Source organism: Rhodovibrio sodomensis, from assembly GCF_016583645.1.
GTDB classification, from domain to species: Bacteria; Pseudomonadota; Alphaproteobacteria; order Kiloniellales; family Rhodovibrionaceae; genus Rhodovibrio; species Rhodovibrio sodomensis.
Window position 1 is genome coordinate 25585 of record NZ_NRRL01000013.1, and the last position, 26058, is coordinate 51642.

At 66.8% G+C, this 26058-nt stretch carries 20 protein-coding genes; 6 read left to right on the forward strand and 14 right to left on the reverse strand.

What is annotated here, in order from left to right:
• Positions 1–277: 277 nt before the first annotated feature.
• Together CKO28_RS07615 and CKO28_RS07620 are read right to left on the reverse strand one after the other, a co-directional pair.
• On the reverse strand, positions 278–2119 hold the full coding sequence (locus CKO28_RS07615; RefSeq protein ID WP_200340034.1) for an ABCB family ABC transporter ATP-binding protein/permease: 1842 nt from the start codon (positions 2117–2119) through the stop codon (positions 278–280).
• Positions 2120–2329: 210 nt separating this feature from the next.
• The gene (locus CKO28_RS07620; RefSeq protein WP_207168768.1) at positions 2330–5854 is read right to left on the reverse strand and encodes a coiled-coil domain-containing protein; all 3525 of its coding nucleotides are present in this window, start codon (positions 5852–5854) and stop codon (positions 2330–2332) included.
• A gap of 337 nt (positions 5855–6191) precedes the next feature.
• Here CKO28_RS07620 and CKO28_RS07625 point away from each other — a divergent pair, with 337 nt between their 5' ends.
• A complete protein-coding gene (locus tag CKO28_RS07625; protein ID WP_200340036.1) occupies positions 6192–7397 on the forward strand; it encodes a Fic family protein in 1206 nt (401 codons plus the stop codon).
• Between the two features lie 98 nt (positions 7398–7495).
• Here CKO28_RS07625 and thyA read toward each other — a convergent pair whose 3' ends face one another.
• From thyA to CKO28_RS07655, 6 genes are all read right to left on the reverse strand, one after another.
• Positions 7496–8407 carry a thymidylate synthase gene (gene thyA / locus CKO28_RS07630; protein ID WP_200340037.1) on the reverse strand — a complete coding sequence of 304 codons (912 nt, stop codon included), beginning with the start codon at positions 8405–8407 and terminating at the stop codon, positions 7496–7498.
• A 59-nt stretch (positions 8408–8466) separates the two neighbouring features.
• Positions 8467–9036, reverse strand: coding sequence for a dCTP deaminase (gene dcd, locus CKO28_RS07635; protein ID WP_200340038.1), 570 nt, complete (start codon positions 9034–9036; stop codon positions 8467–8469).
• A 437-nt stretch (positions 9037–9473) separates the two neighbouring features.
• Positions 9474–10064: a hypothetical protein gene (locus tag CKO28_RS07640; protein ID WP_200340039.1), complete on the reverse strand. Its 591-nt coding sequence runs from the start codon at positions 10062–10064 to the stop codon at positions 9474–9476.
• A gap of 169 nt (positions 10065–10233) precedes the next feature.
• Positions 10234–11241 carry an Hsp33 family molecular chaperone HslO gene (gene hslO, locus CKO28_RS07645; RefSeq protein ID WP_200340040.1) on the reverse strand — a complete coding sequence of 336 codons (1008 nt, stop codon included), beginning with the start codon at positions 11239–11241 and terminating at the stop codon, positions 10234–10236.
• The gene (gene argF, locus CKO28_RS07650; protein ID WP_200340041.1) at positions 11238–12215 is read right to left on the reverse strand and encodes an ornithine carbamoyltransferase; all 978 of its coding nucleotides are present in this window, start codon (positions 12213–12215) and stop codon (positions 11238–11240) included. The genes hslO and argF overlap by 4 nt, the downstream gene beginning before the upstream one ends.
• Before the next feature lie 36 nt (positions 12216–12251).
• Positions 12252–13430: an acetylornithine transaminase gene (locus CKO28_RS07655; protein WP_200340042.1), complete on the reverse strand. Its 1179-nt coding sequence runs from the start codon at positions 13428–13430 to the stop codon at positions 12252–12254.
• A 594-nt stretch (positions 13431–14024) separates the two neighbouring features.
• Between CKO28_RS07655 and CKO28_RS07660 the strand changes: the two genes are divergently transcribed.
• The gene (locus tag CKO28_RS07660; protein WP_200340043.1) at positions 14025–14501 is read left to right on the forward strand and encodes a DUF29 domain-containing protein; all 477 of its coding nucleotides are present in this window, start codon (positions 14025–14027) and stop codon (positions 14499–14501) included.
• 109 nt (positions 14502–14610) lie between these two features.
• Here the strand turns inward: CKO28_RS07660 and CKO28_RS07665 are convergent, their stop codons facing one another.
• The gene (locus tag CKO28_RS07665) at positions 14611–15687 is read right to left on the reverse strand and encodes a helix-turn-helix domain-containing protein (RefSeq protein ID WP_200340044.1); all 1077 of its coding nucleotides are present in this window, start codon (positions 15685–15687) and stop codon (positions 14611–14613) included.
• A 252-nt stretch (positions 15688–15939) separates the two neighbouring features.
• On the opposite strand from CKO28_RS07665, the gene CKO28_RS07670 reads away from it, so the two are divergent.
• A complete protein-coding gene (locus CKO28_RS07670; RefSeq protein ID WP_200340045.1) occupies positions 15940–16965 on the forward strand; it encodes an IS1595 family transposase in 1026 nt (341 codons plus the stop codon).
• Here the strand turns inward: CKO28_RS07670 and CKO28_RS07675 are convergent.
• From CKO28_RS07675 to CKO28_RS07690, 4 genes are all read right to left on the reverse strand, one after another.
• A complete protein-coding gene (locus tag CKO28_RS07675; protein WP_200340046.1) occupies positions 16904–17497 on the reverse strand; it encodes a hypothetical protein in 594 nt (197 codons plus the stop codon). The two genes, CKO28_RS07670 and CKO28_RS07675, sit on opposite strands and share 62 nt — an antisense overlap.
• A gap of 58 nt (positions 17498–17555) precedes the next feature.
• Positions 17556–18380 (reverse strand): ABC transporter permease, encoded by an 825-nt coding sequence (locus CKO28_RS07680; RefSeq protein ID WP_200340047.1) that lies wholly within the window; start codon positions 18378–18380, stop codon positions 17556–17558.
• Positions 18377–19192 carry an ABC transporter permease gene (locus CKO28_RS07685; RefSeq protein ID WP_200340048.1) on the reverse strand — a complete coding sequence of 272 codons (816 nt, stop codon included), beginning with the start codon at positions 19190–19192 and terminating at the stop codon, positions 18377–18379. The genes CKO28_RS07680 and CKO28_RS07685 overlap by 4 nt, the downstream gene beginning before the upstream one ends.
• 200 nt (positions 19193–19392) lie before the next feature.
• Positions 19393–21114 (reverse strand): methyl-accepting chemotaxis protein, encoded by a 1722-nt coding sequence (locus CKO28_RS07690; RefSeq protein ID WP_200340049.1) that lies wholly within the window; start codon positions 21112–21114, stop codon positions 19393–19395.
• A gap of 457 nt (positions 21115–21571) precedes the next feature.
• Here CKO28_RS07690 and CKO28_RS07695 point away from each other — a divergent pair, with 457 nt between their 5' ends.
• Positions 21572–22216, forward strand: coding sequence for a regulatory protein RecX (locus CKO28_RS07695; protein WP_200340050.1), 645 nt, complete (start codon positions 21572–21574; stop codon positions 22214–22216).
• A gap of 12 nt (positions 22217–22228) precedes the next feature.
• On the opposite strand, the gene CKO28_RS07700 is transcribed toward CKO28_RS07695, so the two are convergent.
• A complete protein-coding gene (locus CKO28_RS07700) occupies positions 22229–24574 on the reverse strand; it encodes a mechanosensitive ion channel family protein (protein WP_200340051.1) in 2346 nt (781 codons plus the stop codon).
• A gap of 232 nt (positions 24575–24806) precedes the next feature.
• Between CKO28_RS07700 and CKO28_RS07705 the strand changes: the two genes are divergently transcribed.
• A complete protein-coding gene (locus tag CKO28_RS07705; protein WP_242480408.1) occupies positions 24807–25379 on the forward strand; it encodes a glutathione peroxidase in 573 nt (190 codons plus the stop codon).
• Positions 25380–25522: 143 nt separating this feature from the next.
• Positions 25523–25825, forward strand: coding sequence for a DUF1289 domain-containing protein (locus CKO28_RS29105; protein ID WP_338050073.1), 303 nt, complete (start codon positions 25523–25525; stop codon positions 25823–25825).
• The last annotated feature ends 233 nt before the right edge of the window (positions 25826–26058 follow it).

Here is a 26058-nt window from a genome sequence, read left to right on the forward strand (position 1 = left end):
CTCTCCCGTCGAGAAGACTTTTGCACGATGGTGGCTATACCCGTCAGGCGTCCTTCGACACGCCGACCTGCGGTCGGCTGCTCAGGATGACGTCAATATCTTTAAAATGTTGATATTACTATCCGTTTTAAGACTTTGACGGCATCTTGAGCAGGCCGCGCAGCGTGCGTGTCGAAGGACGCCTGATGGCTATCCAAAGCTCCCGTGTAAAAGTCTCCGTCGGGGGAGAGGTGACTGTGAGCGCCTCGTCCGATGAACCGGCGAGAGACGAACGCCCCTACTCCCCCGCCTTACGGGTCTCCGGCTCCGGCAGGGCATCCGCGTCGGCCTGTTGGCGGGTCCACATCTGGGCGTAGGACCCGCCGAAGCGGAGCAGCTGGGTGTGGGTGCCGCGTTCGGCGATCCGGCCGTGGTCGAGCACCAGGATCTCGTCGCTGTCGACCACCGTGGACAGGCGATGGGCCACGACGAGCGTGGTCCGCCCCTGCGCCACCTCGGCCAGCGAGGCCTGGATCTCCTGTTCGGTCTTGGTGTCGAGCGCGCTGGTCGCCTCGTCGAACAGCATGATCGCCGGGCGCTTCAGGATTGCCCGCGCGATCGCCACCCGCTGCTTCTCGCCGCCGGAGAGCTTGAGGCCGCGCTCGCCCACCACCGAGGCGTAGCCGTCCGGCAGGCTTTCGACGAAGTCGTGGATGCGCGCCATCCGGGCGGCCTCGTAGACCTCCGCCGCGCTCGCCTCCGGCCGGCCGTAGTTGATGTTGTAGTAGATCGTGTCGTTGAACAGCACGGTATCCTGGGGAACGATCCCGATCGCCTTGCGCACGCTGTCCTGCGTGACCGTGCGCACGTCCTGCCCGTCGATCCTCACCGCGCCCGCGGAGATGTCGTAGAAGCGGAACAGCAGCCGGCTGATCGTCGACTTGCCGGCCCCGGTGGGCCCGACGATCGCGACCCGCGCGCCCGCCGGCACGGCGAAGCTGACGTCGTGCAGGATCTCCCGCCGGGCGTCGTAGCTGAAGTGGACGTGCTCGAAGTCGATCCGACCGTCGGTCACCCGCAGGGGCTGGGCGTCCGGCTTGTCGACGATCTCCGGCGGCTGGTCGAGGATCTCGAACATCGTCTCCATGTCGACCAGCGACTGCTTGATCTCGCGGTACACGGTGCCCAGCAGGTTGAGCGGGATCGACAGCTGGATCAGGTAGGCGTTGACCATGACGAAGTCGCCCACGGTCATGCTGCCCGCCGCCACGCCGAACGCGGCCATGGTCATCAGCGCGGTGATCCCGACGGCCATCACCGCGGCCTGGCCGGTGTTGAGCGCGGACAGCGAGACCTTGGACTTCGACGCGGCATCCTCGTAGACCCGCAGGCCGCGGTCGTAGCGCTCGGCCTCGTGCTCCTCGTTGTTGAAGTACTTGACCGTCTCGAAGTTGAGCAGGCTGTCGACCGCGCGCGTGTTGGCCCCGCTGTCGGCGTCGTTCATCTCCCGGCGGAAGCGGATCCGCCACTCGGTCATCTTGTAGGTGACCCAGACGTAGGCGGCGATCGTGAAGAAGGTCACGGCCGCGAAGCGCCAGTCGAACATCACCCACAGGATGCCGCAGACGATCAGGATCTCGATCAGCGTGGGCACGATGTTGAACAGGACGAACGACAGCAGGAACTCGACGCCCTTGGTGCCGCGCTCGATCGCCCGCGACAGTCCGCCGGTGCGCCGGTCCAGGTGGAAGCGCAGGGATAGGCGGTGCAGGTGGCGGAACACCTGCAGCCCGACCCGGCGGATCGCGTTCTGCGCCACCCGGGCGAACACCGCGTCGCGCACCTCGCCGAATGCCCGGCTGGCCAGCCGGACGCCGCCGTAGGCGAGCAGCAGCCCGATCGGCACCGCGACCAGCAGGTTCTCCGCCTCCGGGGCCAGCGAGTCGGTCGCGTACTTGAGCACGATCGGCACGTAGACGTTCGCCACCTTGGCCGCGATCATCAGCACCAGCGCGATGCCCACACGGATGCGCAGGTCGCGCCGGTTGCGCGGCCACAGGTAGGGCAGCAGGCGGCGGACCACCTGGAGCTGCTTCTTGAACTCCAGCTTGGCCTCGCTGGACGCGGTCGTGGAGCGCATGGCCTATCCGGGCGTGGTGGTTGGCTGAGGCTATCGGGGATCGCCAGCGATCCCAAACACCGCGGCGCACAGGTTCGCACGCCGCATCGGCGGGTCCCCTCTCCGCCATCGGGGGAGAGGGGACCCGCTGCGATGACGGTTCCATCCAATCGGCGACGCGCCGATCGCTGAGCGTGACATGGCGCAACGGCGCGCCCGTGTCACGCCCGGCTACTGCTGGCGGCCCAGCGAGCGGGCGAGCAGGAGATACAGCTTGCCGACGTCGGCGGTCAAAAACGCCGCGCTCAGGACCTGGTCGGGGTCGCTGTCGTTGGCCTGGTTCAGCAGGCTTTCGAACTGGCTCATATAGCGCCCGGCCTGGTCGCGGAACTTCGGGTCGCGGGCGTACAGGCGCTCGACCTCGCCGCGCGTGAAGCGGTCGCGCTGGCGCAGCAGCCGCCGGGCGAACACCGAACGGTCGCCCTTCTGGTAGCGCTTGACGAGGTCGTCCGGCACGTCGTCTTCGAGCAGCCGGTCGATGTCGAACGCCGCGGCGTTCAGGTCCTCGATCATCACGGTGGCGGAGCGCAGGAAGATCTCGCGCTTGTGCTCGCCCGCCTTGGCGGTCAGCTCGCGCGCCTGCTGCGCGGCAGCGTCGGAGGCGGCGATCAGGTCGGTCGCCTGCTCGCGGAAGCTCTGGCCCATCGCCTCGACCCGCCGGGTCACCTCGAGCACGCGCGTCTCCAGGCCGGTGCCGCGGGTCTCCATCGCCTTGCCCAGGTCCTGGGTGCGGGTCAGCGCGGTCTCCGCCGCCTGGGTGAGGGCCTCGGCCTTGCGCTCGGCCAGTTCGCCGACCCGGGTCAGGGACTCCAGCGCGGCCTCCTGGCCGTCCGCCAGATCGCCGGCCTGGGCCTCCAGCTCCTGCCGGATTTCCCGGGAGGTCTCGCGCGCCTGACCCGCCGCGGCGACTAGGTCGCGGGTCGGCTGGCCCAGCGCCTCGCCGATCTCCTGGGTCAGCTGGCGCAGCTCGGCGGCGACCCGGCCCAAATCGGCGGTTTCGTCCGACGCCGCCCGGCGCAGGCGCGCGGCCTCCTCCTGGGTCTGCCGGGCGGCCTCGGTCAGCGACTGGGCGTGGCCCTTGATCGCGCCGGCCGCGGTTTCGCTGCGGGCGAGCGCGCCGTCGGCGGTCTTGGCCAGTTGCTCGGCCCGCCGGGCGACCTCGCCGCTGCCGCGGATCAACAGCTGGCCGGTCTGCTCGGCGACCGCGCCCAGCGACAGCGCCTCTTCCCGGAAGGTCGCGCCGGCCGCGGCCGCCTGCGCGACCGCGCTTTCGCCGGCCTCTGACAGCGCCTCGATCTGCGGGGTCAGCTCCTGGCCGGCCTGCGCGACGGCGGCGCGCGCCGTCTCGCCCGCAGCACTCAGGCGCGCGCTCTCGCCCTCGCCGGTTTCGCGCAGGTGGCGCGCGGTCCGTTCGACCGTCTCGCTCAGCTGACTTTCCACGCTCCCGCCGGCCTCGCGCAGCCGCACCTCGATCTCCGAGGCCGCCGCGCGCAGGCGGGTTTCCAGCGTGCGGGTGTCGCTGTCGATCCGCGTGCCCAGACCCGCGCCGGCGCTGTCCAGCGTCTCGCGCACGCTGCGGGCGCTGTCGTCCAGGCGCGCGCTCAGCCGCTCGGTCGCCTCCGACAGCTGGCTGTCCAGCGCCTTCATCTGCTCACTCAGATCGCGCGTCGTGCCCGCGCCGCGCGCGGCGAGCACGCGGGTGATTTCCTCGACCGCCCCGTCCAGGCCGTCCAGAAGGCGGGTGCGCGCGGCGTCGATCCGCTCGGCGGCGGACGCGCTCGCCGCCGCCAGCCCCTCGGCGGTCCCGTCGCGCGTCGTCTCCAGGCGCCGTTCGATCCGCTGGGCGACCTCGCCCAGCTGATCGTCCAGGCTTTCGGCCGCCGCACTCAGGCGCTGCGCGACCTCCTCGGCCCGGCCGGTCAGGCGCTGGGCGGCGGCGCGCGCGCTCTCGTCGAGTTCGCGGCCGACGCTGTCGCCGAGCTTCTGCACCCGATCGTGCGCGGCGGTTTCGGTCTCCTCCAGCGTCCGGCTCAGGGCGGCGCTTGCCTCGCCAAGGCGCTGCTGCAGCCGGTCGGCGGTCGCGCTCAGATCCTGCGCCTGGGCGCGGACGTGAGCGCCCAGGTCCTGGGCGCGCTGGTCGGCGGCGTCGAAGGTCTGGCGCAACTCGCCGGTGCGCTCCTTCAAGGCCGCGCCCAGTTGGTTGGCGCGCTCCGCGACCTCGCCCGACAGGCGGGACAGATCGTCGCTGCGCTGGGCCAGGCGGCCGGCCATCGTCTCCGCGCGCTCCAGGGTGCGCGATCCGGCGGCGTCCAGTTCGGCGACCTGGTCGCGCAGCCCCTCGATCAGGCTGCCGGCCTGATCGGCCAGGCGCGCGCCGCTCTCGCTCAGCCGGCCGGTCTCCGCGTCCAGCTGGGCGCGCGCCGCCTCGGACGCCGCGCGCGCCGCCTCGGCGGCGCCGTCCAGCAGACGGGCGCGCTCGGCCAGCGTCTCGTTCAGCGTGGCGGTATCGTCGCGCAGCCGCGCGGCCGTGGCGTCGAGGGCGCCGGTCGGCTCGGTCAGCACCTCGCGCGCCCGCCCGGCCGCCTGGGCCGCACGCTCGGCCGCGGCTTCCAGGGCCGCAGCCTGCTCGCCGGTAGCCCCGCGCGTCTCCTCCAGCATGCCGGCGATCTCGCCGCGGGTCTGGGCGATCTTGTCGAGCTGCTGGGCCAGGCTGTCGCGCACCTGCTCGGCCTGGCTGGCGGCGCGCACGCCCGCCCCGGTCAGCTCGCGCGACTGCTTGGCGAAGCCGCGCTGCACGCTCTCCAGCCGCTTGGCGACCGTCTCGCCGGCACTTTCCAGCTCCGCCGTCTGGCCGTGCAGGCTCTGACCGATCTCGGTGGTGCGGCGGGCGGCCTCGGCCTGCGCGTCGCTCAGGCGGGCGGTGTGCGAGTCCAGTTCGGCTTGCGCCGTCTGGGCGGCATCCCGGGCGTGGGCCGCTGCCTCGTGCAGCAGACGGCTACGCTCCGCCAGCGTCGCGTTCAGCCGCTCGCCGTCCGCCGTCAAGCGCCCGGCGGTCGCGTCCAGCTCGGCCGTGGGGGCGTCCAGCGTCTCCCGCGTCTTGCGCGCGGCCAGGGCAGCACGCTCCGCCGCGGCTTCCAGCGCCTGGGTCTGCTGCTCGGTGGCGCTTTGGGTGCGGTCGAGGAGTTCGGCGATCTCGCGCCGGACCTCGGCCAGCTGGGTAAGCTCGGCTTGCAGGTGATCGCGCAGCTGCTCGGCCTGGCTGGCCGCCCGCGCGCCGGCGCCGGTCAGCTCCTGCGTGCCGTCGGCGACCCCGCGCTGCACCTCCTGCAGGCGCTGGGCGGCCGCCTCGCCGGCACCGGCGACGCGGTCGACCTCCTGCTTCATCTGCTGGGTCAGGCGGGCGACGCGGCTTTCGGCCTGCTCGTCCGGATAGGCGAGGTCGCCAAGCCGGTGCAGCAGCTCGCGGGTTTCTTTCCGGGTTTCGCGCCCGCGCAGAACGAACAACAGCACCAGCCAGAGGAACGCCAGCGGGGCGAACACGCCGCCCGCCATCGCCGCCAGCTCGTGCGGCAGCATGAAGCCCAGGTTGGCCCAGCCGACCGCCCGGCCGACGTACCAGCCGGCCGCCCCCAGCCAGCCGGCGGTGACCGCTCCGCCGATCCCGAACAGCGCCCACCAGCCAGCCCGACCCTGCATCATCGCCTCTTCACATTCCCGGCCTCAAAACGCGCCCGCCAGTATGCCACGAGTGAGACGCGAATCCGGCACACCAATCCCGCCCCTTTCACATTGATATATCGCGCATGAGAGCTCTGTTAAATTTTCATGCTCCCGCGTTTCTTTGACTTGCCGGAAGCTTTTTCTGTTTCTCTCGCGTGTCTGGCGACTGAGTGAGCGGCACCTGCGCTGGCCCGTGCAGACCCGCCTATGAAAGCGCACTTGGAGACCTTGGAGGCTTATGAAAATTTTTTTCTTGATATTTTAATAGCGCCCGCGTATGCAAAAACAGCCTTTCTTACAGGACGAGACACTAATGAAGTTGCCCGGACGCGCTGGCGCATATGACAAGTTAGGACGCCAACGCCGTTTTATACCAAAACCTCTACCGCCAAGCCCACCACTTGAAATGAATCAGGAGTTAACCTGGGCGCTATCAGCCGCAGATAGAGCGCTTGCGCGTCTTGATGGTGCCACTCTATATTTGCTAAATCCAGATCTTTTTGTTTACGCATTCATGCGTCAAGAGGCTGTTCTTAGTTCACAAATTGAAGGCACGCAAGCCTCTATCGAGGATGTGCTTGAGTTCGAATCAGGGACGGAACTTGAAAAAACTCTAGATATCACAGAAGTAATCAATTACTTGAGCGCCATGGACTACGGTCTTGACGAATTAAATAGACTTCCAGTATGCGCACGACTCATGAGAGGACTTCACGCGCGATTGCTGTCAGAAGGTCGCGGATCAGAGAAAAACCCGGGTGAATTTCGTGAGAACCAAAATTGGATCGGGCCGCCTGGGTGTTCTATTGAAGAAGCGACTTTCGTTCCACCACCTGTAGATGTAATGTTAACAGCGATATCCGACTGGGAAACTTTCGTTAATGAAGAAATACAGATACCTCCCCTAATAAAGTGCGCACTGGCGCACGCACAATTCGAAACAATACACCCTTTCTGGGATGGCAATGGGCGGCTTGGGAGGATGGCAATCACGCTTATTCTGTGCAGCGAAAAGGTGCTGTCTCGTCCAATTCTATACCTAAGTCTTTTCTTCAAGCAACATAGAGATGAATACTATCGACTACTTCAGGCTGTACGTGACGATGGTGATTGGGAAAGCTGGGTGATATTCTTCCTCCGTGGCGTGACTACCACCTCACGCGCCGCACTTAAGACATCGTATGACATAACTACGCTTAGAGAGAGCATGCTTGAGAAAGCCCGAACCGACATGCGTTCTGGTAAAGCGAGCACATTCGCAGAAACCCTTTTCAGTCGGCCATACTTGAAAATCCCCCAAGTCAAAGATGCATTGGGCATCACTTACCCGACCGCAAACTCCTTAGTAAGAGAGTTTGAAGATTTTGGTTTCGTTAAGAAAGTTCGGGGAGGCTCAAGAGACCGCGTATACGCATTCACTCCTTACCTCGATATACTTCATGAGGCGGCGGGGGATCTCACAGGCATAATTGGTAGCGAAGACTATTTAATTACAAACTCTCAGCACGATGAAGGTTAAAAATAAAGAAGGAGGCGCGCGCTCGAAGACTGACGGATGTTAGAAATGCCGACCACTCCACTTTTATTTAAAAATGGGAGTGATCGGCATCGCATAGATCACGCCTTCTTCACGGTGCGCAGCTTGTCGATGTCGGTGCCGGCCTTGGGGGTGCCCTGGGCGCTGATCTCGCCCTTGAGGCCTTGGGCGTACGCGTAGCCCTCGATCTCGAAGTCGTCGAAGCGGTAGCCGTCGATCGTCTCCGGCGTGCGCTTGATCTTCAGCTTGGGCGGCTGCTTGACCTCGCGGGTCAGTTGCTCGCGGACCTGGTCGACGTGGTTCTCGTAGATGTGGACGTCGCCGCCGACCCAGGTGAACTCGCCCGCGGTGCAGCCCAGCTGGTGCGCCACCAGATGGCACAGCAGCGAATACTGCGCGATGTTGAACGGGACGCCCAGGAAGGTATCGCAGGAGCGCTGGGTCAGCAGCAGCGAGACCTCGTCGCCGACCCGGTAGAACTGCAGGTAGACGTGGCAGGGCTTGATCGACATCGCCTTCAGCCAGTCCGGCCGCCAGGCGGTGATGACGTGGCTGCGCGCCTCGGGCCGTTCCTTCAGGGTGGTCAGCACCTGGGCCAGCTGGTCGATCTCGGTGCGCCCGCCGTTCAGGTCGACCAGGTTCGGGTCGACCCACCAGTTGCGCCACATGTAGCCGTAGAGCGGGCCGACGTCGTTGTCCTCGTTGGCCCAGATGTCCCAGATCTTGACGTTGTTCTCGTGCAACAGGTCGACCTTGGAGGACCCGGAGATGAACCACAGCATCTCCACCGCGAGCGACTTCCACTGCATCCGCTTGGTCGTGAGCAGCGGCAGCTTGTCGTCGCGCAGGTCGAACTTGAGCGGCTGGGCGAACGCCTCGTAGCGGCCCTCCTCGTCGTCCGGCTTGCGGTAGGCGCCGGAATCCAGGATCCGCCGGCACATGTCGAGGTAGGCGTGTTCGCCCCAGAGGCGCTGCGCGCTGCTTGCGTCCATCTCGCTTGATCTCCCTATTCGTGGGCGCGCGGCGGGACCCCAGCGCGCCGTAAAACTCGCTAGCCGTTCAGCCGGCTCGCCTGCGGGCCGTCCTGGCCCTGGTAGCGGCCGCCCTTTTCGCCGTAGTCGCGCTGGACCGGGGTGGTCAGCTTCTCGAAGCTGACCGCGCAGATCCGCACGCCCGGGTGCAGCGCGAGCGCGACGTTGCCCGCGTTGAAGAACTCCAGAGTGATCGCGCCGTCCCAGCCGGGCTCCAGGGTGTGGGCGGTCGCGTGCACCATCAGGCCGACGCGGGCCAGGCTGCTGCGCCCGTCCAGCCAGCCGGCGAGGTCGCTTGGCAGCGCCACCCGTTCGACCGTCGCGCCGAGCGCGAACTGGCCGGGCTGCAGGATGAACTTGCCGTCTTGGCCGACGTCGATCTCGTCCATCAGATCGGCCTGTTTCAGTTCCTCCTTCAGCGTGCGCTCGCGCACGTTGATCAGCTCCAACTGGGAGTGCTTGAAGAACAGGAACCGGGTGGCGAGCGACAGGTCGACCGACATCGGCCCGATGTGCCGCTCCGCCAGCGGGTCGATCGCCAGCCAGCCTTCGTCCAGGTACCGCCGGATATCTATATCTGAGAGCTTCATGGCGCCGCGCCCACTAAATGTAGCTTTCGCCATCCTAGCAGGCCGGCCCGACAGCGTGAAGCGCAGACCCCGCGCGAAGGGCCGCGCGCGGCCTGGGAAACATGTGGATAACGGGGATAAGTCGATCAGGGCAGACGGGTGTGTCGGCGGGTCCCCTCTCCCTTGAGGGGAGAGGGAGGGGCCCGCGGACCGTCAGGTCCGTGGGAGGGTGAGGGTGGGACTCCCCGCTGGACGCCGGGGAGTCCCACCCTCACCTGTCCTCTCCCCTCAAGGGAGAGGGACCCGCCGAAGCGGTCGTTTCACCACCGATAAGTCGGGTCGTTCGCGCAGGTCGCGTAGGGTGGAGTCGCCGCGACGGCGGCAATCCACCGTGCGGCACGCGCGGGACCGGGGAAGGCGGGGTGCTGCGCGACCCCACCCTACGGGCCCGCGCGGCGCTACTGCGACAGGACGTAGCGGCTGAGCTCCTCGCGCAGCGTGACCTCGAGCTCCTCGTCCATGTCGGCCATCAGCTTTTCGGTCATCTGGTACCAGATGCGCTCGCGCTCGAACACCGAGGCGCCTTCGGGCACGGTGGTCGCGCGCTGGCCGGTGACGCGGATCGAGCCGGTGCCGTCGGGATGATCGACCGACAGGCGCACCGCCATCTTCAGGGTGTAACGCTCGGCCTGCTCGGTGGTGAAGTAGTCGGACAGGCTGTCGTCGGTCTCCAGGTCCTCCGCGACCGCGGAGGCGTCGGTGACCGTGTAGGTCGCCACCCCGTCGTCGCCCATCGCGACCAGCCGGTCCTGACCCCAGGACATCAGCGCGCGGGCCGGCTGGATCGGGAACAGGTGGTCGACGTTGGGCGCCGCCATCGGCGCGTCGTAGTCCTGCTTCACCACGATATCGCCGACGTCCATCTCGATATCGGGCCGGTGCGCGAAGGTGATGTCGGCGAACTTGGGCTCTTGCGGCGGGGTGGTGCAGGCGGCCAGCAGCGGCAGCGCCAGCACAAGGGATGCCAGGGCGCGGATCGGCGCGGACATGTTCGAAAGCCTCCCAACGGCGGTCTTGTTAACTTGACCGCGAGCATGCGCAGCCGGGCGACCGGCGATCAAGAGGACGGATCGTGCGCGAGCTGCGCACGACGTTCGGCCCAGCGGCGGACGGGGGACGCGCCGATAGGCCGTGCGAACCATGCGGCACGAAAGCGCGTTACCCGCTGCCGCGCTGCCCGCCGCGCCGGGCGCTTGCGTGCAGGGCTTCAATCTGGGCGTCGTCGAACTCGTAGACGGTCGAGCAGTACTGGCAGGTCACCTCGACAAGGCCGCGGTCGGTCTTGAGGTCCTGCAGTTCGTCTTGGTCCATCTGCATCAGCACCGTCTCGACCCGTTCGCGCGAGCAGCGGCACTGGTCCTTCAGCGGCCAGGTATCGAAGACGCGCACGCCCTCCTCGTGGAACAGGCGGAACAGCAGTTCGTGGGCGGTGATGTCCGGGCGGACCATTTCCGTCTGGGTCACGCTGGACATCAGGATCACCGAGCGGCGCCAGTCCTCGTCCGGGTCCTCGACGGTGCGCTCGCCCGCCTCTTCCGGCAGGCGCTGCAGCATCAAGCCGCCGGCGCGCCAGCGCTCGGTGCCGTCGCCTTCGGTCAGACGGCCGCAGGCGAGCTGGATCGAGGAGACCACCTGCTCGGACTGCTGGAAATAGTGGTGCATGCATTCCGCCAGGGTCGCGCCGTTGAGCTCGACGATCCCCTGGTAGCGGTCGCGCGCGCCCTGGTGGTCGACCGTGTAGGCGAGCCGGCCCTGGCCCAGCAGCTTGACCACTTCCGCGTTGGGCGCCTGGTCGTCCAGGTTGAGCGCCGCCACCCGCCCGGCGTCGAAGTCCGCGTAGCCGCGCACCGCGCCGTCGCTGGTGAAGTCGGCGACCAGCATCTTGACCGGTCCGTCGCCGACCATCTGCAGGGTGAACATGCCGTCGTACTTCATCATCCCCGACATCAGCCCGGCGAGCGCCAGCGCCTCGCCCAGCAGCTGGGCGACCGGGGCGGGATAGGCGTGGCGGGTCAGGATCGCGTCGACCATCGGGCCGGAGCGCACCAACCGGCCGCGCACGCCGGTGCGCTCCAGCATGAACGGCTGGATCACGTCGTCGTCGCCGCGCACCGCCGCGAGGTCGGGATGGCCGTGGCGGCTGCCGGAGCCGTTGCCGTCGCTCATGTCAGACACCAGAGCAGGATGCCCTTCTGCGCGTGCAGGCGATTGCCCGCCTCCTCGAACACCACCGAGTGCGGCCCCTCGATCACCGCGTCGGTGACCTCCTCGCCCCGGTGGGCGGGCAGGCAGTGCATGAAAATCGCGTGGTCGGCCGCCAGGCTCATCACCCGCTCGTCGACCTGATAGGGCCGCAGGTCGGTGCGCCGCCGGTCGATCGTGTCGTCGCTGTCGCCCATCGATACCCAGGTGTCGGTGACCACCGCGTCGGCGCCCGCGACGGCCGAGTCCACGTCGTCGGTGACGGTGACAGCGGCGCCTTCGCCGCGCGCCCAGTCGACCACGTCCTGGGGCGGCTGCAGGCTGTTCGGGGTGGCGAGCTTGAGCTCGAAGTCGAACCGCGCGGCCGCGTGCAGCCAGGAAGTCGCCATGTTGTTGCCGTCGCCGACCCAGACCACCGTGCGCCCGGCGATCGCGCCGACGTGCTCCTCGAAGGTCAGCACGTCGGCCATCAGCTGACAGGGGTGGGTGCGGTCGGTCAGGCCGTTGATCACCGGCACGCGGGCGTGCCCGGCCAGCTCCAGCAGTTTCTCCTCGGCGGTGGTGCGCAGCATGATCGCGTCGACGTACTGCGAGAGCACGCGCGCGGTGTCGGCGACCGTCTCGCCGCGGCCGAGCTGCATGCCCGACGGCTCCAGCACGATCGGCTCGCCGCCCAGCTGGCGCATGCCGACCTCGAACGACACGCGGGTACGGGTCGACGGCTTTTCGAAGATCAGCGCCAGCGTCTTGCCGGTGAGCGGCCGCGGATCGCCGCCCGGGCTGTCGCCGCGCTTCATCGCCTTGGCGGACTCGATCATGCCGCGCAGCGTCTCCCGGTCGAACCGGTCGAGGTCCAGGAAATGCTTGGGCGTGCCCGCGTTAGCTCCACCGGAGGTTCGGCCGGGGGAGGTTCGGCCGGGGGAGGTTTCGGCGCTCATCGGATCGCGATCGCTTTCTTCGTATTGGGGACAGCCTCAGGCGGCGACCTGGCGGCAGCCGGCGTCGATCATGTCGACGGCCTCGCGCACCTGGGAGTCGTCGATCACCAGCGGCGGCAGCAGGCGCACCACGTTGTCGGCGGCCGGCACGGTCAGCAGGCCGTGCCCGCGCAGCGCGGCGCCCAAGTCGGTGTTGGCCACCTGGTCACGGCAGCGGATGCCCAGCATCAGCCCGGCGCCGCGGATCTCCTGGATCACCGAGGCATGCCTGGGCGCCAGCTCCTGCAGGCGGTGCCACAGATCGCGCGCGACCCGGTCGACGCCGTCCAGGAAGCCCGGCGCCAGCATGACGTCCAGCACCGCGTTGCCGACGGCCGTGGCCAGCGGATTGCCGCCGAAGGTGCTGCCGTGGGTGCCCGCGGTCATGCCCTTGGCGGCCTCCGCCGTCGCCAGGCAGGCGCCGATCGGCATGCCGCCGCCCAGCCCCTTGGCGGACATCATCACGTCGGGCGCGATGCCGGCCCATTCGTGGGCGAACAGCTTGCCGGTCCGGCCCATGCCGCACTGGATCTCGTCGAGCACCAGCAAGAGGCCGTGCTCGTCCGCGATTCGGCGCAGCGCCTTCAGGTATTCCAGGTCGGCCGGACGGATGCCGCCGTCGCCCTGCACCGGCTCGACCAGGATCGCCGCGGTCTCGTCGGTGATCGCGTTGACCAGTTCGTTGGTGTTGTTGAAGCCGACGTGGTCGAACGCGTCGACCTGCGGGGCGAACCCCTTCAGCAGCTTCTCGCTGCCGGCCGCCGAGATCGCGTTCAGCGAGCGGCCGTGGAACGCGCCGTCGACCGTGATCACGCGGTAGCGCCCGGGCTGGCCGTTGTCGTCGTGGTACTTGCGCACCAGCTTGATCGCGGCCTCGAACGCCTCGACGCCGGAATTGCAGAAGAACACCTGGTCGGCGAAGGTCGCCGCGGCCAAGCGGCTGGCCAGCCGCTCGCTCTCCTGGATCCGCCACAGGTTGGAGACGTGCCAGACCCTGCCCGCCTGCGCCTGCAGCGCCTGCACCAGGTGCGGGTGCGCGTGGCCCAGGTTGGTGGTCGCGATGCCGCTGGCGAAGTCGAGGTAGCGATCGCCCTGGTCGGTGATCAGATAGGGACCCTCGCCGGCCTCGAAGCTGAGGTCGACCCGGTTGTAGGTGGGCATCAGGGCGTCGGTCACGAGGGGGCCTCCTCTCGTGCGGCAAGAACCGCGTCTGGTCGTGCGGACAACACCGCAAGCTGGCTTGAAGCGCATGAAGACCCTTGGCCGCCTCTCGCGCGCCAGCGTGAAACGCGGTGCGTACGGACCCGCGAACGGAACCGGGACCTAAGCGGGAACGCAGGCACACGTCAAGGCGCGCGCGGGACGCGGGGTGCGTCGGAATTTCAACAGGCCAATTAAAAAAGGGGCCATCCTCGCAGACGACCCCTCGTAAGCTTAGGTAGGCTGCTCGGCACTATTAGGTGAAGTTACCAGCGTCTTCCTTAGCTTTGCATTCGTTATCCAATTCGCCACTGGTTGGGTTAGAGTTCGACGTGTCATAGTCGCTGGTCGGCCAGTTTGAGCAATTGCGACACCAATGCCACGTATCGCTACCTTTTTTTCTTGCGATATTCCGCCATATTAGCCTCCGTTATAGTTCATCGCCACCTTAGCGAGTTGTCATATATCACGATTCGTGCATAACGGGCAACGCTTGCTCTGCCAAACGCCTTAAAGGCCGATAAATGTGCTATCCTTCCGGCGGCAACGACCATCTGGGGCAGCGCAGGAATGACCCGGCAACGCCTGTACGACACCGACTTCTACGCCTGGACCCGGGACCAGGCCGCCCGCCTGCGCGAGGTCGGCGACAGCCGGCTGGATGTCGAGAACCTGGCGGAGGAGGTCGCTGGGCTCGGCCGAACCGAACTGCGCGCGGCGGACAGCCATCTCACCCAGACCCTGATTTCCCTGTTGAAGGCCGCCTATCGCTTGGGCGATCAGCCGCAAGCCGATTGGCTCAACGCTGCCGACCTGCACCAGGATCAGGCGCGCCAAGCCTACTGGCCCAGCATGCGCGGCAAGCTGGACCTGTCGGATGCTTGGCGCACGGCGATCCGGCAGACCAACCGCGACCTCGCTGCCCAGGACGCGCAACGGCTGGCGGCCGACACCCTTTGCCCGTTCTCACTGGACGACCTGCTAAGCAAAGACTTCGACGTTGATGCCGCTTTCAAAAACCTGAAGTGCCGATTAAACACCTATTAACTGGATATCTAAAACACAACGATAAACCTTACTACGCCGCGGATGCTTTCTCATGTAAAACTCATTCGATAATATCGTCGCCCTCTATCCAATAACATACTGATGCGTATCAAACCAGACGCAATTTGGGCCCATTTTGGACAGGAGCCATTACATTTTCAGTTTCCGCCAACCCATAAAGCAAGCTTTCTATCTCATCAGAGGGAAACCCAAGATCTCTAGCTATTCTCTCACGCGTCGCCCCTTGCCGCCACAGATCTTTCAAGATTTGAGACCAAATCACTGATGTCTCTTTACTCATAGGATTAGGCTCAGAGCTCTTGTACGTCGAGCGGAGCTGTATATTGAGTGTTCTATTTTGCCATTCCGTAATTAGTCCAAGCTTATGCGCTCTATAAATCAATGCAGCGGCCGATACTCCCCACCGTCGCTTCTTTTCGATAACCTCATTTAAAGTACGCAAATTTCGCGTATTCGCTAACAAGTCAGCTTTAGGTACAAGGAACGAACTTGCGAAACTGTTAGCCTCGTTCTCAGCTTCTTTTCCTTGGCTAGCGCCTCCATGCTTATGCAATACCAAATGACCAAGCTCGTGGGCTGCGTCAAATCTACTTCTTTCCGCAGTCTTAAAATTGTTCAGGAAGACATAGGGAGTCCCATCCCTCCAACAGGAATATGCATCAATATTTTTCGTATTTTCGTTCAATGATAAAATTCTTACTCCTTTTGACTCCAAAAGGCGAACCATATTACTAACTGGTCGTTCACCGAGCGACCAATGCTGCCTAAGAACTCGAGCTGCGACGCTAGGGTCTCTTTCTTGCCCAAAATCTATCAAATCTGGCTCAGGTAAATCATATCGCTTCTCAACCCAGTCAAAAATCATAAACCCGATCGACCCTGCAGCTAGAGCGGCATGTTGCTCACGCTGAGTCACAGCGGCAAGACTTCGGAAGCTCACATACGTACCTTGTATTTTGTCAATATCGCCCCCATAGAAAAAACTTTTAGGATATTTAAGAGCTTTAGCGATCAGATCGACCGTCTCACTCTCTGGGCCTTGCTTACCTTGTTTAATTCTGGAAAGGCTAACGTTCGTAATACCAGTTTCTTCTGATAGCTGACGAGCCGTCATTCGACGCCGCCTAAGAGCCAGATCGAGTCGCTTTGGATTGAAATACGTCATGTTTTCCTAGGAACGGTAAAGTCGTGCTCGCTACCGTCACCGACTGGACCATCGCTCGTGTCAAGCACTGGCGAACGCCAATCGTCATCATTAATTATGAAAATTCGTTCAATGAAACCACCGAAGTTTTTATCCTCTACTTTCGCAGGCAAAGAAAGTGGCGCAATTCTACATAGGTGTGGATATGGGTCGAAAAGCCTTGCGGGCCGCGGCATAGCGGCGTAGCTTCTCGCTTCTTTCGCGGAGGCGGGTATGGACCGGAAACGCTTTCAGCGCCTGAAGACGGCCGTGGCGCGCGATCTGACGGCTGAACAGTGCCTCGACCTGGAAGCGCATCTCCGAGAGGTTGTCGCCAGCCGGGCCTCCGAGACGTCTCTCGTCGAGCGAACGCGCGAGGTGACGGAAGCCGGGCATTGCCCGCACTGCGGTCACGACGACGTGGTCCGTCACGGTCGGGACAAGGCCGGGCGTCAGCGGTTCCGATGCCGGCGTAGCGCGGAGGCCGGCTGTGGTCGGACGTTCAACGCCTTGACCGGCACGGCACTGGCCCGGATGCGCAAGCCCGAGAAATGGCTGGAATTCGCTGAGCGGATGGGCGCTTTCCGGAGCGTCGACGAGGTCGCGAGCAGCGATCTCGGGATCTCCCGACTGACGGCCTGGCGTTGGCGTCATCGGTTGCTCAAGGCCCAGGCCGACGCCCAGGCCGCCCAGCTCGGCGGCGTCGTTGAGGCCGACGAGACCTTCTTTCGGACGTCCTACAAGGGCCATCGCGGCTGGGTCCGCGGAACTCCGCCCGAGAACCGCCCGCCGCGTTACCGGGGCGGGCCGGCGCTCAGCCCCGGCATTTCCGGCGAGCGGGTGCCGGTGCTGACCGCCGTGGACCGCGGTGGTGCCGTGATCGAGCAGGTGCTGCGCAGTCGCGCCGGCATCGAGCCGGCTCTGCGCGGCCGCATCAAGCCCGGCTCGGTCATCTGCTCGGACGGGCTGAAAGCCTACGTGAACGTCGCTGTTGCCGCCGGCTCCGAGCACCGGCGTATCCAGCCCCCACGGACCGACTGGCTGAAGAAGGCGATCGGCGGCAAGCCCCGACGTCCAGGCCGGCTCGGCCTGGGGCACGTCAACGCTCACCACGAGCGCGTCAAAACCTTCGTGAACCGGGGCGCTCGCGGCGTCTCGACCCGCTACCTGCCGCTCTACCTGGGCTGGCTGCGCGCCATCAGGTCGCCCGGCTTTGAGGCCGCCAAGCTGCTCCGAGACGGCCTATCCACACCCACGTAGAATTGCGCCAAGAAAGTTCCGCTGCGACGGAAATGCGCTCGCCACTGCCATCATCCGAAGGCACCCAAATTGCCGAGATACATAAAAACCAATACTGTGTCTCATTCTGAAAAAATTTTGGGTTCACCATCTCCGGCAAAGCTTTCGGTGAGAACAGCATGCCTTGCGGCTCGATCATCCTTCTCGCCGCTGTTCCTTTTCCGGATATTGCCTGTGGACTTACACTTTCGCGACATGCCTGGTCCACATTCTGATATATTACTCTGATACCATTCTCAGAGCTTTTTACTGCCTCAATATTACTTTCGTTATGCTTTTCCCAACCTTTCGACAGGAACAATAGGCGCGTGTGGCGCACTCCCGCTAGGTAGGCCTGAGTACCTGCTGCAATTGCCGCATCCGCGGCAATCATGTCTCCTTTTGCGGCCACGACAGCATCCACAACCACGGCTATATCGTCTTTCGTTACACCAAAGGATTTAAGCCTATCCTCGGCCTGCTCAGGGTCAGAAATGATGATTGTCGGTTGCATCGCATGCCTCGTTAAAATTCCTCATTTGTGGCATGGAAAATTAACGTGGTCAAGCGCCTCACGCCTTGATCTTCCATCCGATCGAGAACAGCCGCAGCGACAGGCTCGCGGCCCCCACCGTCAGGGCTGCGACAACGGCCAGCGCCAACCATGGCTCGGTCGCGTGCCAGCCGGAGACCGCGTAGCGCACCGCGTCGATCGCGTAGGTCACCGGGTTCAGGCGGATCAGCGTCTCGCCCACCGCGGGCACGCGGTCGAGGGCGAAGAACGCGCCCGACAGGAACGCCAAGGGCAGCATCAGGAAGGTGTCGACCACCGACAGCTGGTCCCACTTCTGCGCCCACAGCCCCGTGACCGTGCCCAGGAACGCGAACGCGAGCGCGGCCAGGGGCGCCACCGCCACGACCATCCACGGGTTGGCGAAGGCGAGCGGCACGAACGCCCAGGCGACCGCGAGCACGCCCGCGCCCACGATCAGCCCGGCGGTCGCGCCGACCAGCGCGTAGCCGAGCGCGATCTCCCACTCCATCAGCGGGCTCATGATCTGGTCGGCCAGCGTGCCTTCGAGCTTGTCGTAGACCACCGGGAAGGCCGCCATCTCGTAGGATGCCTGGATCATCGCGAAGGCGGCGATGCCGGGGACCAGGAACTGCAGGAAGCTGACCTCGCCGCCGAACCCCTGGGTGTCCGCCAGCGCGATCGCGAACACCGCCAGGAACAACAGCGCGGACAAGATCGGGCCGACGATCGTCTCCAGGACGATCCGGCTCAAGCGCACCGCGCCGAAACGGTAGATCGTCCACAGGCCGCGCCAGTGCGGCCGGCCGATCGGACGCACCCGCGGGGCGTCGCCGAGGGCTTCGCGGGGGTCCTGCGCGCTCACGCCTTCAGCTTGTAGCCGGTGGCCATCATCCGGTGCGCCCAGGCGAACAGCGCGACGTTGACCAGCAGCACCAACAGCGCGCCGACCAGCACGTCACCGTCGGAATAGCCGGTGAAGCCGTAGCGCAGCCCGTCGATCATGTAGAAGAACGGGTTGACGTGCGCGGCGATGTGCCAGTTCTCCGGCAGCCGCTCGAGCGAGTAGAAGGTCCCCGAGAGGAACGACAGCGGCGTGATCACGAAGTTGGTGACGGCCGCGATATGGTCGAACTTCTCCGCCCAGATGCCGCCGATCATGCCGAGCAGCGAGAGCATCAGCGAGGCCATGAAGGCGAAGTAGACCGCGATCAGCGGGCTATGGATCTCGATCGGCGCGAACGGCAACAGGCCCAGCAGGACCGCGAGCGCGACCACAAGGCCGCGGCTGACCCCGCCCATGGCGAAGCCGACCGTCAGTTCCCAGGGCGCCAACGGCGGCATCAGCACATCGACGATGTTGCCCTGGACCTTCGAGATCAGGATCGAGGAGGAGGTGTTGGCGAAGGCGTTCTGCACCAGGGTCATCATGATCAGCCCCGGGGCCAGGAACTCCTCGTAGGTCACGCCCTCCCAAGCCGGCGCCGCGCGGCCCAGCGCCAGGTTGAAGATGGCGAAGAACAACAGCGCGGTCACGACCGGGGCCGCCAGCGTCTGGGTGAAGACGTTGACGAACCGCATGACTTCCTTGCGGTACAACGTCCACAGCCCGAGCCAGTTGACCCGGCCGATCGGCCGCGGCCGCGGCGGGGTGGAGGAGATTTTCTCGAAGGCCATGGCGCGCGACATAGAGCCCAGCCGCCAGCCGTGCAAGCGCGCGCTGTGCAACCGGGTTATGCGCTAAAGAGGATCAGGTGGACGAAAAACTAATCCCCCTCCTCCACCAAGGGAGGGGCTAGGGGAGGAGGCGCCACGAGCGTAAGCGCCGCGGGCAACCTCCTCTCCCTGGCCCAGTGGAGGAGAGGGAACCCCTTGCCTTACGCCGCCCGCACCTCCTGCACGAAGTCGCCGGCGGCGCTGTCCAGGCGGTTCGCCTGCTGGTTCAGTTCGCCCACCGCCTGCACCATCTGGGTCGCGGCCGCGCCGGTCGCCTGGGAGGCCTGGGTGACGCCGGAGATGTTGCTGGTGACCTCGCTGGTGCCTCGGCTCGCCTCCTGCACGTTGCGGGCGATCTCGCGCGTCGCCGCGCCCTGCTCCTCGACCGCCGAGGCGATCGCTGTGCCGGTTTCGTTCATCGTGCGGATCTGACCGGCGATCTCCTCGATCGCGGAGACGGCGGCGCCGGTTTCCTTCTGCACCGTGGCGATCCGGCTGGAGATCTCCTCGGTCGCCTTGGCGGTCTGGGTCGCCAGGTTCTTCACTTCCTGCGCCACCACGGCGAAGCCCTTGCCCGCCTCGCCGGCGCGCGCGGCCTCGATGGTCGCGTTGAGCGCCAGCAGATTGGTCTGCTCGGCGACGTCCTGGATCAGTTCGACGACATTGCCGATGTTGTCGGCCGCCTCGGCCAGCGCCTTCACCTTCGACGCGGCGCCGTCGGCGTTCTGGACCGCCTTGGACGCCAGCTGGGTCGACTGTGTGACCTGGCCGTTGATCTCCTCGATCGATGCGGTCAATTGCTCGGTCGCGGAGGCGACCGTCTGGACGTTGTTGGCGGACTGCTCGGCCGCGGCGGAGACGGTGGTCGCCTGCGTGCTGGTCTCCTCGGCGATCGCGCTCATCGACTGCGAGGTGGTGTCGAGCTCGGTGATCGTCGCGCTGATCGACTTGACGATCTGGCCGACCTGGCGCTCGAACTTGCTGGCCAGTTCGTCCAGCTCCCGCTTGCGCGTCTCGGCGGCCTTCTTCTCGTCCTCGACCTGCTTGGCGCGCAGCCGGTCGGTCTCCTGCATGTTGTCCTTGAACACCTGCATCGCCGCAGCGATGTCGCCGATCTCGTCGCGCCGACCGACGCCGAACACCTCGGTGTCGAGCTTGCCGGACGCCAGCCCCTTGAGCGAGCGCAGGGCGTTATTCAGCGGCTTGACCACGCCGACCTGCGCGATCGCCCAGCCGAGCGCGAAGCCGCCCAGCACCGCGAGCGCGCCGACGCCGTAGATCACCTGCCGCGCGAATTGGCCGGTCTGTTCGGCCGAGACGCTCGCCTGATGGCCGACCGCTTCGGCATGATCGACGTAGGCGCCGACCTCTGTTTCCGCGGCCTGGGCGATCTGCTCGTTGGCGCTGATGGCGGCGACGATCGCCTCGCGCGCCGGGGAGTTGGCGACGCCCGCCGCCTGTTCGGCCTGCACGATGGTTTTGCGGACCGCGCCCAGGTAGGCATCGACCGCCGCGCGTGTCTCGCGCAGCATCCGCTCCTGCTGACCGACGGCGGTCTGCTGCAGGACGTCGAAACGGCTGTCCAGGTCGGCCTCCATGGTCGCCACGCGCTCGCGCGCCTCGCCGGCGAAGCTCGGGTTGGCCGCCAGACGATACTCCAGGCGGCGCAGGTTCAGGACGGACTGGTTGCTGCGGGCGCCGTGCTTGACCTCCTGCGCCGCATCACCGAGCAGGCGGGTGGCGCTCGAGAGGCTGGTTTCGGCCCAGAGGCCGGCGCCGCCGGCGAGCAGAGTGCCGCCCAGCAGAACCAGCACGAGCAGCAGGATTTTCTTGGCGATCGTCAGATCGGTCACGCGGCCGGGCCGCACATTCTCGGTCGTCATTGGGATTGGTGCTTCCTTGTTGTCCCGCGGGTCCGGTAACAGCGGCCCGCTTCCGGTCGTCTCGAACCTCTTAAGCGCTCATGACTTGCCGAATTGTTAACCCGCAAGCTCGCCGGAGGCCTACACTACGATCTGAGTTTACTATTACCCAAATACAGAACGACTATATTTCATAACGGCCAGCCGAGTTCGCGCAATCTCGACGCCCCACCGTCGGCACGAAACCAATTAACCTATGTCAAAAGATTCTTCGCCCGTGCGAATACAACGTCGTGTATCGGGCGGCGGCGGGTGGAGGCCGATGGACCACGCCCGACGGAGGCCAACGGGTCCGTCAGACCGCACCTTCATCTTAAAAGTGATTGCCCGCCACGTCGCCGCGGCGATCCGCATGTTTATCCGGCCAGCCCGGCCCGCCTCTTGGCGCATCCGCGCCGCGCGCGCTATCCCTGCCGGCATGACCGAACGCGCGGATTCCGACGACGGCGGCGAACGCGGCGCCCATCTGGATGGGCGCCCCGGCAAGCGGCGCAAGCCGAAGGGGCCGAAGAAGGCCACGCCGGACTACCTGGAGAAGGCGGCGCTGCACTACCTGGAGCGCTACGCCTCGTCGCGCGCCAACCTGCGGCGCGTCTTGATCGGCAAGGTCGAGCGCTCCGCCCGGTTCCACGGCACCGACCGGGACGACGGCGCGCGGGCGGTCGAGCAGCTGCTCGACCGGCTGGCCCGGGCCGGCTACCTGGACGACGCGGCCTATGCCCGGGGCCGGGCGATCAGCCTGCACCGCGCCGGCCACGGCGCGCAGGCGATCCGGATGAAGCTGCGCCAGAAAGGGGTCGACGCGGACACCGCCGGGGCCGCGCTGGAAAGCCTCGAGGAGGAGGCGGAGGCGCCGGAACTGGCCGCCGCGCTGCGCTACGCCCGCAAGCGCCGGCTCGGTCCCTACCGCGCGCCGGAGCAGCGTCCGGCGAACGCCGAACGCGACATGGCCGCGCTCGCCCGCAAGGGCTTTTCGCTCGACCTCGCCCGCCAGGTGGTGCTGACCGACGACCTGGAGACGCTGGAGGAGGAAGCCGGCGCCCAGCCGGGCCCGCTCGGCTAGGCGGCGCGCAGGCTACCCCGCGTCGGGATCGTCGCTGGGCGTGGTCGAGGTGGGCTGCTGCGGCGTGCCTTCCTCCAGCGCGCCCTCGCCTTCGCGGGGCGGGCGCTGCAGGGCGACGCGGGCCGGCGGGGCCATCCCCGCGCGGTCCTGGCCGAAGTACAGCGTGCGGTGGGGATACGGGATCTCCACGCCGTTCTGGTCGAACTTCTGCTTGGCCCGGCGCAGGAATTCCCGGCGCATGCCCCAGTGGGCGAGCGTCTTGGTCTTCAGGCGCACGCGGATCTGCACGCTCGACTCGCCCAGGTCGTTGACGCCGAACACCTCGAACTCGCCGATGATCTTCGGGCCCCACTCGGCATCCGCCTTCAGCTCCTCGGCGACCTCCTGCAACAGCGCGATCACCGCATCCGTGTCCTCGCGATAGGCGACCTCGACGTCGATCACCGCGTAGCCGTAGTCGCGCGCCATGTTCAGGATCGAGGTCACGTCGGAGAACGGCACCACGTGGATGTGCCCGTGCAGGTCGCGCAGCGTGATCGTGCGGATGGTCATGCTCTCGACCTCGCCGCCGTGGCCGCCCAGGTCGACCCAGTCGCCGATCGCCAGGCTGTCCTCCAGCAGGATGAACACGCCGGTGATCACGTCCTTGACCAGCGTCTGCGCGCCGAAGCCGATCGCCAGGCCGATCACGCCGGCACCGGCCAGGAGCGGGCCGATGTCGACCCCGATCTCCGACAGCACGATCAGCGTGACCACGACGATCAGCAGGATCCGGAGCGCGTTGCGCAGCAGCGGCAGCAGGGTCGCCAGACGCTGGCTGCGCTTGGCCGTGTCGCGCTGGCTGGAGCGGGTCAGCACGCGCTCGATGGTGGCGCTGACGACCTCCCAGAAGGCGAAGGTCAGGCCCAGGATCACCGCGATCGTGGCGGCGGTGGACACCAGGTCCCGCCCGACCGACGAGCTCAGCCAGTCGAGCGTGCCGGCGCCCCAGACCTGCAGGATCATCAGCGCGGCGACCGCGGTGACCAGCGCGCGCAGGATCCGCTTGACGCTCGGCAGATACCGGTTGGCGCGCGCCTCCAGCCCCGGGTAGCGCTGGCGGATGTCGTCGCTCAGCTGGAAGCCGCGGTTGATCAGCCGGTCCAGGCCCAGGTTGATCACCCGGGCGCCGATCAGGACCGCGATCGTGACCAGCGTGGCGCGCGCCAGGAACACGAAACCGCCCGGCACGCCCAGCGCCCAGACGCCGTAGACGACCAGGACGTAGAGCACGCCCAGGACGTGCCACAGCTCCGCCAGGCGCGCGCGCAGGCCGCGGATGCTGGCGTATTCGTCCGCCGGCCCGCGCAGCCAGCGGGCCACCGGCTGGCGGTTCTGCAGCACGAACACGATCACCATCAGCGCGACCGCGAAGCCGATCAGCTTCTGGATCGTGACCACGGCCGTCGCGCTCAGGCCCAGCAGACCCAGCGCCTCGGTCGCGACGTAGCCGTAGATCACCGTGCGTGCGACGCGGCGCAGCCAGATGAACAGGTAGTTCGCCGTTTCGTTGGTCAGGCGCGGCAGACGCAGCCCGTTCGCATCCGGCGCCAGCACCGCGCGGCCCAGCAGGGCCACCACGCGCGACAGCACGCTGGCGTTGATCAGCGCGACCGCGATCAGTTGCGTGACTTCGCGCGGCTGCACGACCGCCATGGTGGCGAAGGCGGCCGCCGCGAACAGCGCGATCGCCAGCGCGTCGAGCAGCGTGCGGGCGATCAGGTAGAGCACCTGGACCAGCAGGTTGTCGTTCGCCCGCGCCTCGATCCGCCGGCGCGGCACGCGCAGCACCCCGTGCGCCAGGCGTTCCAGGAGGATCGCCGCGCCGATGATCAGCACCAGGTTGATCGCGGTGGCCGTCCAGGCCTCGCGCAGGTCGGCGTCCTGGACGGTGGTCCACAGTTCCACGGCGATCCCGGGGACCCGCTCGAGCGTGTCCACCATCGCCGCCAGCGCGTCGCCGGCCTGGTCCAGACGGTCGGTGATCGCCTGCAGCAGCTGACCGCCCAGGCCGGCCGGCTCCGGCTCGGCGGCCGCGGCCGTCGGCGCGGCGCCGGCACGGCCGGCCTGCTTGGCCTGGATCAGCGTTTCCAGCTTGCGCACGAAGTCCTGGCGCTGCTGGTCGTCCCGCAGCGTGTCGACCAGGTTCCGCAGTTCCTGCGCGCTCGCCGAGACGGCGCCGGACGGCAAGCTGTCGACCGCGGCGGACCCGCCGTCGCCGGACTGCGCGGCGGCCGGCAGCGCCGCGAGGGCGAGCAGCAGCAGACCGAACAGGAACGCGATCGACGGGCGGGCGAGGCCGGCGGCGCGGGACAGCATCGGGAACGGGCTCCGGGGGCTTCAACGTCAAGTCCGCGCCGGGATAGCGACCGGCACCCCCGCGTGCAAGCCATCAAACCGGGATCGACCAGGGCACCGACGCGGGCATCGGCCCGGCCCCCGACGCCCGCGGGCCCGATTGACTTGCCGGCCACCGCCGCCACTTCTCGTGCACCACAGGATCGCCGGGGTCGCGCGACGCCCCCGGCCGGCGGCAAGGGAGACTTCGGCGATGCCGGCGATGCGTGTGACCACCGTTTTGTGCGCGGCCCTGATGCTGGCCGTGCTGCCCGCGCGCCAGGGCGCGGCGGCCGACGGCGCGGCGGCCAGCGCGCACGCCTTCTCCTTCACCTCGATCGCGGGGGCGGAGTTGGACCTGTCGCGCTACGCCGGGCAGCCGATCCTGCTGGTCAACACCGCCTCGCGCTGCGGCTACACCGACCAGTACGCCGACCTCGAGACGCTGTGGGACCGCTACCGCGACCAGGGCCTGGTGGTGATCGCCGTGCCGTCGAACGACTTCCGCCAGGAACTGGGCAGCGAGCAGGCGGTCAAGCAGTTCTGCGAGGCCACCTTCGACATCTCCTTCCCGATGACCGGGATCAGCCACGTCAGCGGCCAGGACGCGCATCCGCTCTACCAGTGGCTGGGCCGCAAGCTGGGGGCGCAAGGCCGGCCGCGCTGGAACTTCCACAAGGTGCTGATCGATCCGCGGGGCCAGCCGGTCGGCGGCTGGCGGTCCGGCGTCCGCCCGACCGACGACGCCATCGTCAGCCGGATCGAACGCCTGCTGCCGAGCGGCTGAGCCGCGCCGGCGTCGCATCCGTATCAGACGGTGTCGCCGCCAGCCGTTTGACCGGCCCCGCGGCATGTGTAGGGTGTCGGCCCTAATCTGGCGGGCCGGGTCACGCCCGCCGCATCCCCACACCTGACGAGCGGCGAGGGTACGTGAGCGACGAGTTCCGCGACGACCGCGACAGCGGACACCCCGAGGTCGAGCGACCGGCGGAGGGCCGGCCGGCCGACGACGACGCGCGCGCCCAGCGGCGCGCCGAGCGCCGGCGCCGGGTGCGCGAGCGCACGTTCGACAGCACGGTTGCCTCGCCGTGCATCGCGATCTGCCAGCTTGGCCCGGACGACCTGTGCGTCGGCTGCCTGCGCACGATGGACGAAATCCGCGACTGGCCGATCATGACGGCCGAGGAAAAGCGCACCGTCCTCGCCAGCATCGAGACGCGCAAGACGGAGTAGCCGTTGCCGCCGGGCGCGCGTGACGGGCGTCTCGGCGGGTTCCCGCTCCCTCGATGGGACAGGGTCAGGGTGGGACTCCCCGGCGTACGGCGCGGACTCTCACCCTCCCACGCCGCGCCGCCGCGCGGGCGGCTCCCTCTCCCGTCACGGGAGAGGGGAATTACCCCACGCTCACCATCTAAAACCGCACGGAAAAGCCGCCGGGGCGCCCGCCCCGGCGGCTTTTTCAGTCG